Source organism: Brasilonema sp. UFV-L1, from assembly GCF_012912105.1.
GTDB lineage: Bacteria > Cyanobacteriota > Cyanobacteriia > Cyanobacteriales > Nostocaceae > Brasilonema.
Genome location: NZ_QMEA01000195.1, coordinates 1 through 10,336, shown reverse-complemented (window position 1 = coordinate 10,336; position 10,336 = coordinate 1). Strand labels below are relative to the sequence as shown.

General features: G+C 42.9%; 9 protein-coding genes. 7 read left to right on the top strand and 2 right to left on the bottom strand.

The genetic code is table 11. The annotated features are described in order from the left end of the window. A partial coding sequence (locus DP117_RS31695; RefSeq protein ID WP_169222151.1) for an IS607 family transposase occupies window positions 1-460 on the top strand: 460 nt, incomplete at its 5' end. A gap of 41 nt (window positions 461-501) precedes the next feature. After that, window positions 502-1,686, top strand: coding sequence for an RNA-guided endonuclease TnpB family protein (locus DP117_RS31690; RefSeq protein ID WP_169222150.1), 1,185 nt, complete (start codon window positions 502-504; stop codon window positions 1,684-1,686). A gap of 230 nt (window positions 1,687-1,916) precedes the next feature. On the opposite strand, the gene glsA is transcribed toward DP117_RS31690, so the two are convergent. Next, a complete protein-coding gene (glsA, locus tag DP117_RS31685; RefSeq protein WP_169222152.1) occupies window positions 1,917-2,831 on the bottom strand; it encodes a glutaminase A in 915 nt (304 codons plus the stop codon). A gap of 87 nt (window positions 2,832-2,918) precedes the next feature. Here glsA and DP117_RS31680 point away from each other — a divergent pair, with 87 nt between their 5' ends. From DP117_RS31680 to DP117_RS31660, 5 genes are all read left to right on the top strand, one after another. Continuing rightward, entirely contained in the window at window positions 2,919-4,433 is a 1,515-nt protein-coding gene (locus DP117_RS31680; protein ID WP_169222149.1) for a thioredoxin-like domain-containing protein, read from the top strand. Between the two features lie 176 nt (window positions 4,434-4,609). Next, on the top strand, window positions 4,610-4,948 hold the full coding sequence (locus DP117_RS31675) for a DUF952 domain-containing protein (protein ID WP_169222148.1): 339 nt from the start codon (window positions 4,610-4,612) through the stop codon (window positions 4,946-4,948). Window positions 4,949-5,150: 202 nt separating this feature from the next. Continuing rightward, window positions 5,151-8,189: a PAS domain S-box protein gene (locus DP117_RS31670; protein WP_169222147.1), complete on the top strand. Its 3,039-nt coding sequence runs from the start codon at window positions 5,151-5,153 to the stop codon at window positions 8,187-8,189. 50 nt (window positions 8,190-8,239) lie between these two features. Further along, window positions 8,240-8,428: a DUF4089 domain-containing protein gene (locus DP117_RS31665; protein ID WP_169222146.1), complete on the top strand. Its 189-nt coding sequence runs from the start codon at window positions 8,240-8,242 to the stop codon at window positions 8,426-8,428. Further along, window positions 8,425-9,858, top strand: a complete 1,434-nt coding sequence (locus DP117_RS31660; RefSeq protein ID WP_169222145.1) for an AtzE family amidohydrolase — start codon at window positions 8,425-8,427, stop codon at window positions 9,856-9,858. Before DP117_RS31665 ends, DP117_RS31660 begins: the two co-directional genes overlap by 4 nt. Before the next feature lie 159 nt (window positions 9,859-10,017). Here the strand turns inward: DP117_RS31660 and DP117_RS31655 are convergent. Continuing rightward, window positions 10,018-10,336: RNA-guided endonuclease TnpB family protein (locus tag DP117_RS31655; RefSeq protein WP_169222144.1), on the bottom strand; the 319-nt coding region annotated here is incomplete at its 5' end.

Sequence of the window (10,336 nt, the reverse complement as noted above, 5' to 3'; positions counted from 1 at the left end):
ATATTCACGTAGCCAGGGGAGTGTCAATGTCTATTGTCGCGTCTCGTCGAGCGGACAAAAAGATGATTTACAAAGTCAAGTTGAGGCAATGGAGCGATTTTGTTTGTCTCAAGGAGTCGTAATTACTGACTCGGTTCAGGAGATTGGGGGTGGGTTGAATTTTAAGCGCCCCAAGTTTTTAGAAATTATTCAGTGGGCTATCCAGGGTGAGGTGAAGTCACTGTACGTAGCGCACAAGGACAGATTGTGTCGTTTTGGTTTTGAGTTAGTCGAACACATCGTGCAATCCGCAGGTGGCTCAATTGTTGTTGCTAACGCTGAAACCTTATCTCCACAAGAAGAATTGGTGCAAGACTTGCTATCCATTGTTCATTGCTTCTCGTCGCGATTGTACGGCTTAAGAAAGTATAAAAACAAAGTGAAGAAGATTGTAGATGGTATTGATCCTTGCTCGAAATAAGTTATACTTCTTCATATAGCAAAGTTTGCAGAGGTTTGGCAATGTACGCTATTAAGCGAGAGTTAAAACTGAATAAAGTTGAGACTTCGCTTCTTCGCGGCAATGCTGGTTTTAAGCGCTGGGTTTACAACTATGGCTTGGATGTAGTTAAGGCAAGTTGGGACTTTGTAGATATACAAGCTTCCGATTCAAAACGAATTGATGCCATTAAGAAAGTCTTTACTCAAATCACAATGCAGAAGCCTGAAAACGCATGGATGAAGAAATATCCATCTACTGTTTATCAATCTGCGTTTATTGATTTGAAAAAGGCTTTTGCTCGTTGGCGTGAAGGTAAGTCTTCGTTTCCTGTAAACAAGTCGAAAAAGAAAGGCGACTCTTTCACAGTTTACAAAACGGCTGGTGTATATCCTGAAAAAGGAAAACCGCCAATACCTTTCACGAATCGAGTTGTCATTAATCCTGGGAAACGAATTAAATTGCCAGGTTTGAAAGAATTTCGCTTAAAAGAGCGAATCAATTTTCATTGCAGTTCTCAGACGTTTACTGTTTCTAGAACTGCCGATAAATGGTTCGTTTCATTTGTTCTAGATGCCGAGAAAGTCCCACCAGTTATTCACCCGATTGAAAAGATTGGTGTTGATTTAGGTGTGAAAGCGCTAGCAACATGCTCTGATGGGTCAAAGTACGATATGCCTGTTACCACGAAAAAAGCGAAAACCAAGCTAGGTAAATTACAATGGCGTAATCGAGACAAAATCCTCGGTAGCAAGAAGCTAAAAATTGAACCATCTAAAAATGCTTGCAAGTTTTACGTAATCGCAGCTCGTCAACATGCGCGGGTTGCCAATATTCGGCAAGATACTACGCAAAAGATGACAACAGATTTAAGTCGTAAAGCTTACACAATTCGGATTGAAGATCTGAATGTTTCGGGAATGATTGCAAATCATAAATTAGCGAACGCAGTTAGTAACAATTGCTTTTACGAAATTCGTCGCCAGCTAATTTATAAACAAGCTCACTACGGCACTAAAGTAGAATTGGTTGACCGTTGGTACCCAAGTTCAAAGAAGTGCTCTAGATGCAATCATGTTCAACCGATGAAACTTTCAGAGCGAGTGTTTCAATGCCAAAATCCTCAATGTGGGCACATTCAAGACCGTGACGAGAACGCAGCGGTTAATCTTGAATTCGCCCCGCCAGATAAAGTACGGCTGGCTTAGCCGGAACTCAACGCCTGTGGACAAGAAGGAGCCGACTCCCTTGGGTGAAGCAGGAAGAAATCTCTAAGCAGGGTTTAACCAAGTTTAGGTAAGTATTTTGAAGCAGAGTACAACTCAGCCCTAAAGGGCTTCCGGCGGCTTTCATCTCCGGTCTAAAGCACGGGAATCGGCACGTAGTGCCTGTCCCTCCGGAGTTTTCAGCCTGCCTTCCTTATAAAAGTTTTGGGCGACTACCCAAATACACTCAACTGTAGCCCTTGGGATAAAGCCTCAACAAAGGCGATCGCCCCCACAGAATTCCCCACACTATCCAAAGCAGGACTGTAGCAAGCAACTGCCCCTTGACTTGGTACTATCGCTAGTAATGCACCACTAATACCCGATTTTATCGGCAAACCAATCCGTAAAGCGTACTGAGAAGAAGCTTTGTACAACCCACAGGTTAACATGAGTGAATTGACTATACGGCGATGCAGCGGTTTAATAAATTTACTTTCACAAGCTAAAAGCAAACCCAAACGGGCTAAATCTTCCACTTGACCAGAAAGACAGCATATTTGTTCATAAGTGTCAAGAGCTATCTCTGGATTTTTGATATATCCTGCTTGTGTAAGATATTGCGTAATAGCTCGATTCGCTTGCGAGCCACTTGAGCGCACAGAAGCGAGCATCACTTCATCTAAGTTCAGATGACAAAGAGCTAGTTGATTGAGCCATTGACACAGCTGCTGAGTGCGATCGCTCGCATCTTTTCGTGGTAACTTATCAGCAAGGGTAATTGCCCCACTATTAATCATAGGATTGCGGGGTCGTCCATGATCAGCAACCAGTTGTTCTAAAGAATTGAAGGCAGCATCCGATGGTTCAATTCCAACCCACTGAAAAACTGTTTCTGGTCCTACTTGTTCGAGTAGATACAAAAGCGAAAACGGCTTAATTGCGCTCATCAGAGAGAAAACACTATCCGTATCGCCTTGGCTATAAGTTTTTCCTGAACCACAGCAGATGTGAACTGCAAATAAATCGGGATTAGCCAAAGCTAATTGAGGAATACGGTTAGCAACTTGTCCTTGATACGCCAAGGCTTTGGCTTGTTGTACCCAAGTTGATAACTGAGTCGTCGTTAGTGTTTCCAATCCAAGCATTGCTGCTACTGTATTATGCAATTTCTAAATATTGTAAAACAATAATTTCTCAATTTTGAATTTTGAATTTTGAATTTTGAATTTTTTATGACTCCCCGTGTTAGAGCACCAGAATTACCACAGAATTATCCTTGGCTGAATATTGAAAAACCTCTGTCTCTGAAGCAGCTTAAAGGTAGAGTCGTCATTTTAGACTTTTGGACATACTGTTGTATTAACTGTTTGCATATCCTGCCAGATCTGAAATATCTCGAACAAAAATATAAAGATAGCCTCACAGTCATTGGCGTACACAGTGCAAAATTCGACAACGAAAAAGAAACTGAAAACATCCGCCAAGCTATCCTACGTCATGACATTGAACATCCAGTTTTAGTTGATAGTGGTTTTCGGGTTTGGCAACAATATGCTGTGCGAGCTTGGCCTACTTTAATGGTAATAGATCCAGAAGGTTACGTGATTAGTTCTGTTTCTGGTGAAGGTCATCGTCAAGTTTTAGATGAACTCATTCAAAAGGTAATTAGCCAACACCAAGAAAAAGGTACAATCAATTTCCAAGAACTTAATCTTACTTTAGAAAAACAACGAAAACCATTCATTACTCCCCTAGCTTTTCCTGGTAAAGTCTTAGCAACGCAAGCGAGTTTGTTCATTGCTGACTCTGGACATCACCGTATTGTGATGAGTGACTTTCATGGAGAAATCATACATTTAATCGGGACTGGACAATCTGGATTAACCGATGGTTCTTTTAGTGAAGCGCAATTTTTTGCACCCCAGGGAATGGTTTTTGATAAAGAAAATCAGATTTTATATGTTGCGGATACAGAAAATCATGCTCTGCGGCGAGTTGATTTGAAACGTCAAGTTGTGCAAACGATTACGGGAACAGGTACACAAAGCCGTAATATCCATCCTCACAGTAGTAGTGGACGAGAAACAGCGCTGAACTCTCCTTGGGATTTACAGAAAATAGGAAATAGCTTGTATATTGCTATGGCTGGTTCTCACCAAATTTGGGAAATGGACTTAGAAACTGGTATTGTCAGAACCTATGCTGGTAGAGGTGCAGAAGCTTGTTTAGATGGTGCATTGATTGAATCTGCTTTTGCTCAGCCTAGCGGTATCACTACTGATGGACAAGAATTATATATTGCTGACAGTGAAGTTAGCTCAATTCGCGGCGTCGGACTTGTTGAACCACGACAAGTGAGAACTGTTTGTGGTAGCGGTGATTTGTTTGGTTTTGGTGACGTTGATGGACAAGGTTTTGATGTCAGGTTACAGCACTGCTTAGGAGTAGAATATGCTCAGAATGACTTATGGGTAGCAGATACCTACAACCACAAAATTAAACTTATTAACCCTCACACTGGTTATTGTCAAACAGTGTTAGGTGATGGTTCAGTTGGCTTACAAGATGGTAAAGGTAAAAATACCCGTTTTTCTGAACCTTCTGGACTGAGTGTAATGGGTTCTCATTTATTTATTGCTGATACGAATAACCACGCTATCCGTCGCGTAGATTTGCATACGCTAACAGTGACAACACAAGAATTTCCAGACTTATGCGCTCCAGATGTGTGTATTCCACATGAGTGAAGATTTTGGTCTTCTTCTTGTTTCTCATTTCTTACCTCTAGCAAGGAATGCGTAACTGTGGGCTACTGCTTCAATATAATGATTGAGAGGCAGCAAGCAGCCCACTTTTAGGCATTCCCATGCGGAGCATAGAAACGAGAGAAATTCCTCATTCAAGATTCAAAATAAAAAAATTTATGACGACTATTTTACACATTACTCAGGAAGAAAAATGGGAAGATGCTAAACTGAACGGAAGGTATCGTGGTGATACTCTCGACTCTGAAGGCTTTATCCATTGTTCAACACCAACACAAATCATCAAAGTGGCAAATACCTTTTTTCGTAATCAAAATGGATTAGTACTTCTTTATATTGATTCTCATAAAGTGAAAGCAGAAATTCGTTATGAATGTGTCGAAGGAGATGGAATTTTTGCTCATATTTATGGTGCTTTGAATCTTGATGCAGTGTTCAAGGTACTCGATTTTGAACACGGTGAAGATGGTTTGTTTGAATTACCTAGTGAAATCTAATAAAGAATAAGTCAAAAGACCGAATAAGTAACTGACAAAACTGAAAAGTGAAAAGTGAAAATAAAAATAACATATCTTGACTGTTCACTGTTCACTGTTCACTCTTGAGCAAATCACTCTTAAGATAAATGTGAAAAACCGACATCTACTGTAAATTAAACGAAGTTTGAGCTAGCTACAAAAGAAAACTCTCTACAATTGAATGTTAAAAGTTACTCGCTCTCGGCTACAGCAATACAGTGTTGCTGGACTTAGTGTCAGTCTAGCGCTAGTACTTATGTTAGTGCTAGACCCTTGGCTTAGCATGACTAAATCCCCTTTTCTGCTATTTTTTGGGGCAGTTATGGTGAGTGCATGGTACGGAGGCTTGAGAGCAGGGCTACTATCTACCTTCCTATCTGTTCTGATTAGTGACTATTTCTTTCTAGAGCCAATCTATTCGCTGGCGATTAATCTACCCAATACTATAAGGCTTGGGCTGTTCGCACTTCAAGGAGTCCTTTTTAGTGTACTATGTGAGGCGCTACGTAGTGCTAAGCGACGGGCTGAAGTCAGCTTCGGAAAGCTACAAGCAGCTGAAGTACGGTATCGCCGCATTGTGGAGACAGCAGGTGAAGGTATCTGGTTATTTGATGCTCAGTTACGTACAGAGTATGTGAATCCGCAACTGGCGCAGATGTTGGGATATAACGTAGAGGAAATGCTGCAACGTCCCATTTTTGAGTTTATGGATCAAGCAGCTGTGGTGGAAGCACAGCAGCGCATAGCCCAACTGAAGCAAGGAATGAAAGAGCGATTCGACTTTCAGTTTCGGTGTCGCGATCGCTCTAATTTATGGGCGATGGTTTCAACGACTCCAATTTTGGATGAGTCGGGAGAATTTCAAGGCGGACTCGCGATGGTAAGCAACGTAACTGAACGCAAGCAGATTTCAGAGTCGCTACAAATTAGAGAAGAACAGTTGCGATTATTTGTTGAACATGCGCCAGCAGCTATTGCCATGTTTGATAACCAAATGCGATATATTCTTGTTAGTCAACGATGGCTGACGGATTTTCAACTGCACAATCAAAACATTATTGGTCGCTCTCATTACGAAGTCTTTCCCGAAATTCCCGACTCTTGGCGAGAAATTCATGCCTTATGTCTAGCTGGGGCTGTCCGGAAATGCGAAAAAGAATTATTCCCCCGTGCTGATGGCTCAATAGATTGGGTAAAATGGGAAATCCATCCTTGGCGAAACCGTGGTGATGAAATTGGTGGCATTATTATTTTTACAGAACTGATCACAGAGCGTGTACAGGCAGAAGAAGCTCTACAAACGGCTAACAACCGCATCACAACTATTCTTGAAAGCATAACAGAAGCATTTGTTGCTTTTGATCGTGAGTGGCGCTATACCTACGTGAATCAAGAAGCCGCACAACTTTTGCAAGTACCACGGGAAGAACTGCTGGGTAAGCGGTTATGGAAGGATGTTTTTCCTCAATTAATTGGCAATACTTTTTATCAACAAGCTCATCGGGCGATCGCTCAACAAGTTCCTATTGAATTTGAGGAGTTGTGTGAAGTATTACACTGTTGGTTGGAAATTCGGGTGTATCCCAGCGCTGAAGGGCTTGCAGTTTACTTTCGTGATGTGACTGAACGCAAACTGGCGAAGGAAGCACTTCAAGGGAGCGAAGCTAAGTTTAGACGCTTGTTTGAGTCCAATCTTATAGGAGTTGCTTTCTGGAATGCAGAAGGCTTTATCACTGAAGCTAACGATGCTTATTTGCATATCATTGGCTACAAGCGTCAAGAGTTTGATGTGTTAGGCAGAATCAATTGGCGCTCACTGACTCCACCAGAGTACAACGATGTGGATAACCGAGCGCTTCAGGAAGTCTTTGCTACCAAAGTTTCCAGTATTTTCGAGAAAGAGTACATCCGACGGGATGGAACACGGGTGCCAGTTGTCCTAGGTATAGCCTTGATGGATGATTCCCAAGTTAATGGAGTCGCATTTGTGCTCGATATTAGCAAACGCAAACGAGCAGAACAAGAGCGCGATCGCCTTTTAATAGCTGAGCAAAAAGCGCGAACAACAGCAGAAACAGCAAATCGCCTCAAAGATGAGTTCCTTGCCGTTCTTTCTCATGAGTTGCGTTCTCCCCTCAATGCTATGATTGGTTGGCTAACTATCATGCGTACAACAAAGCTTGACGAAGCAACTACAACCCGTGCGCTGGAAACTGTTGAACGCAACGCCAGAGCACAAGCACAACTAGTCGAAGATTTGCTGGATGTCTCCTCCATCATCCAAGGGAAACTGCGCTTGAACGTCCGTGCTGTGGATCTATTACCCGTAATTGAGGCAGCAATTGACACAGTAAATCCTGCCGTCCAGGCAAAAAACATCCAACTTCAACCTGTGCTAGATCCTTCGGCTGGACAAGTTTTTGGCGATTCTGACCGCTTGCAGCAAATTGTCTGGAACCTGCTATCGAATGCTGTTAAGTTTACACCAAAAGGTGGACGGGTGCAGATTCGTTTAGAACACGTCCACTCTCATGTGAAAATAGTTGTATCTGATACTGGTAAGGGAATAAGCCCTGAGTTTCTTCCTTATGTTTTTGAGCGCTTCCGTCAGGCTGATGGTTCAACCACTCGGTCTTTTGGCGGTTTGGGATTGGGGTTATCGATTGTACGTAACTTAGTTGAGTTGCATGGTGGTTCAGTTCATGTTGAAAGTCCAGGAGAAGGACAAGGAGCAACGTTTACTGTTAAGCTACCGCTGAATCCTGTCAGCAGCAAGATAGAAGAACCACAGGTGCATGCTACTGTGGAAGATTCTTTACCGTTCGATTGCACTCCCAGGTTGGATGGTTTGCGAATATTGGTGGTGGATGATGAGGTCGATGCGCGTGAGTTGGTGATTCAAATTCTTGTAGAATGTGGAGCGGAAGTTGTAGCAGTCGGAACTGCGGATGAGGTGATGGCAGCGCTAAAAGACTCACGTTTTGATATTCTTATTAGTGATATTGGTATGCCAGAACAGGATGGTTATGCTCTGCTGCAAAGAGTGAGAGCGCTTGCGTCAAATGAAGGTGGACGGATTCCGGCTATTGCACTGACTGCTTATGCAACAGATGAGGATCGTAAGGCGGCTCTTTTAGCAGGGTTTCAATCTCATGTTGCTAAGCCTGTTGAACCGGGAGAATTGATTGCGGTGATTGGAAGTTTGACTGGCGAACTATGAGTTAATGAACCGCAGAGGCGCAGAGGACGCAGAGGAAGAGAGGAAGAGAGATGGAAGGTAAGGAGTTGAATGTGGAGGAGTATGTGGATTTGATGGCTTTGTTGTTGGATTTGGAATTAAGGGATGAGTATCGAGATGGGGTAATAGCAAATTTTGAGAGAATTATGGCGATCGCCCAAGTTGTGAATGAGTTTCCTTTATCTGAGACAATTGAAGCTGCTTCTGTTTTTGAGCCATGAGTTTAGAACAAGCTGATGCTTTTGCGATCGCCTCTGCTGTGAGAGATGGTAAAGTGAGTGCGGTGGAAGTGACTAAAGCTGCTTTACAAAGAATTGCAGCCAGAGATAATCAACTCAATTGTTTTACAACTATAACTGCTGAAACTGCTTTGGCAGATGCAGAACGAATTGACGAGAAAATTGCTCAAGGTAAAAATCCTGGTTGTTTGGCTGGTGTCCCTTTTGCTGTCAAAAATCTTTTCGATATCGCTGGTATCACAACTGTTGCTGGTGCAAAAATTAATGCCGAAAATCCTCCAGCAAGCCAAGATGCAACAGCCGTCGCCAGATTGAAACAAGCGGGTGCTGTACTCGTAGGCGCTTTGAATATGGATGAGTACGCCTATGGGTTTGTGACGGAAAACTTTCACTATGGTGTGACACACAATCCGCATGATTTAACGCGAATAGCTGGTGGTTCATCGGGTGGTTCGGCGGCGGCAGTTGCAGCTGGTTTGGTTCCTCTGACGCTGGGTTCTGATACGAATGGTTCTATTCGTGTCCCTGCAGCTTTGTGTGGTGTTTTTGGTTTGAAACCCACCTACGGACGGTTGTCGCGTGCTGGGGTAGCATTATTTTCCAGCAGTTTGGACCATATTGGACCGTTTGCTCGTTCAGTGCGGGATATTGCAACAGCGTTTGATGTGCTTCAAGGGGAAGATGAACGAGATCCAGTTTGTACAAAGCGTCCTCGTGTAGAGATGTTGCATGCAACGTCAAGACAAAATATAAAAGATTTACGTATTGCTATTGCTGATGATTATTTTACAAAAGGTGCAAGTCCTGAAGCAATAGATGCAGTACAAAAGGTTGCTGATGCTTTGGGTGTCACCCAGTATGTCACAATTCCTGAAGCACATCGCGCCCGTGCAGCAGCGTTTGTGATTACAGCTTGTGAAGGGGCGAATTTACATTTGGAGAAACTGCGATCGCGTCCCCAAGATTTTGATCCAACAACACGCGATCGCTTTCTTGCTGGTGCTTTGATACCCAGTAGCTGGTACATTCAAGCACAACGCTTTCGCAAATGGTATAAAGATAAAGTCCGAGAAATCTTTCAAAAGGTAGATGTTATTCTTGCTCCAACTACACCTATTTCAGCACCACTTATTGGTCAACAAACCATGATTTTAGAAGGAGAGGAAATTCTCGTCCGTCCACATCTGGGGTTATTCACTCAACCATTATCTTTCATCGGCTTACCTGTTTTATCAGTTCCGATTGTTCGCCCGAATGCTTTACCTTTAGGCGTGCAGTTGATAGCTGCACCATATAATGAAGCGCTAATTTTACGAGTTGCAGCTACATTGGAAGCTAAAGATATGATTCATCAGAACCTCCGAGATACCCCGTCCGTCTATACGGCGGGGAGGGATAGCACGGGTGGTTGAGTGGGGTTCGATACCGTTACATAAAGCCTACCCAAAGCTACCCATAATTAGACCTTTCTATCGAAAGTACTTGTACTAATTACTTGGCTTTGAACTTCGTTTACTTCCTTGCTTCATTCTGGCTCGTTCGGACGACACCAGTCCACAGGCTATCACTGTCTAACTGACAGCTTTACTCAAATTGACTGCTGCGTTCAAATCGCGGTCAATGACAAAGCCACAATGACCACATTCAAACACTCTCTCACTCAACGCGAGTATTTCTTTTTTGGTTCCACAGTTAGAACAGGTCTTAGAACTAGGAAACCATTTGTCAACCACAACCAATTTTGAACCATAAAGCTCACATTTATAGGTTAACTGTCTGCGGAACTCGAAAAAGCTCATATCAGCTATAGCTTTGGCAAGTTTATGATTAGCCAACATACCAGACACATTGAGGTCTTCAATCCCACATTCCGCAGGGTTCATCAGCAAA

What these genes read in the sequence shown, in the direction of transcription:
- DP117_RS31690 (WP_169222150.1), top strand. Translation starts at nt 502, where the DNA reads ATGTACGCTATTAAGCGAGAGTTAAAACTGAATAAAGTTGAGACTTCG.
- glsA (WP_169222152.1), bottom strand. Translation starts at nt 2,831, where the DNA reads ATGCTTGGATTGGAAACACTAACGACGACTCAGTTATCAACTTGGGTA.
- DP117_RS31680 (WP_169222149.1), top strand. Translation starts at nt 2,919, where the DNA reads ATGACTCCCCGTGTTAGAGCACCAGAATTACCACAGAATTATCCTTGG.
- DP117_RS31675 (WP_169222148.1), top strand. Translation starts at nt 4,610, where the DNA reads ATGACGACTATTTTACACATTACTCAGGAAGAAAAATGGGAAGATGCT.
- DP117_RS31670 (WP_169222147.1), top strand. Translation starts at nt 5,151, where the DNA reads ATGTTAAAAGTTACTCGCTCTCGGCTACAGCAATACAGTGTTGCTGGA.
- DP117_RS31665 (WP_169222146.1), top strand. Translation starts at nt 8,240, where the DNA reads ATGGAAGGTAAGGAGTTGAATGTGGAGGAGTATGTGGATTTGATGGCT.
- DP117_RS31660 (WP_169222145.1), top strand. Translation starts at nt 8,425, where the DNA reads ATGAGTTTAGAACAAGCTGATGCTTTTGCGATCGCCTCTGCTGTGAGA.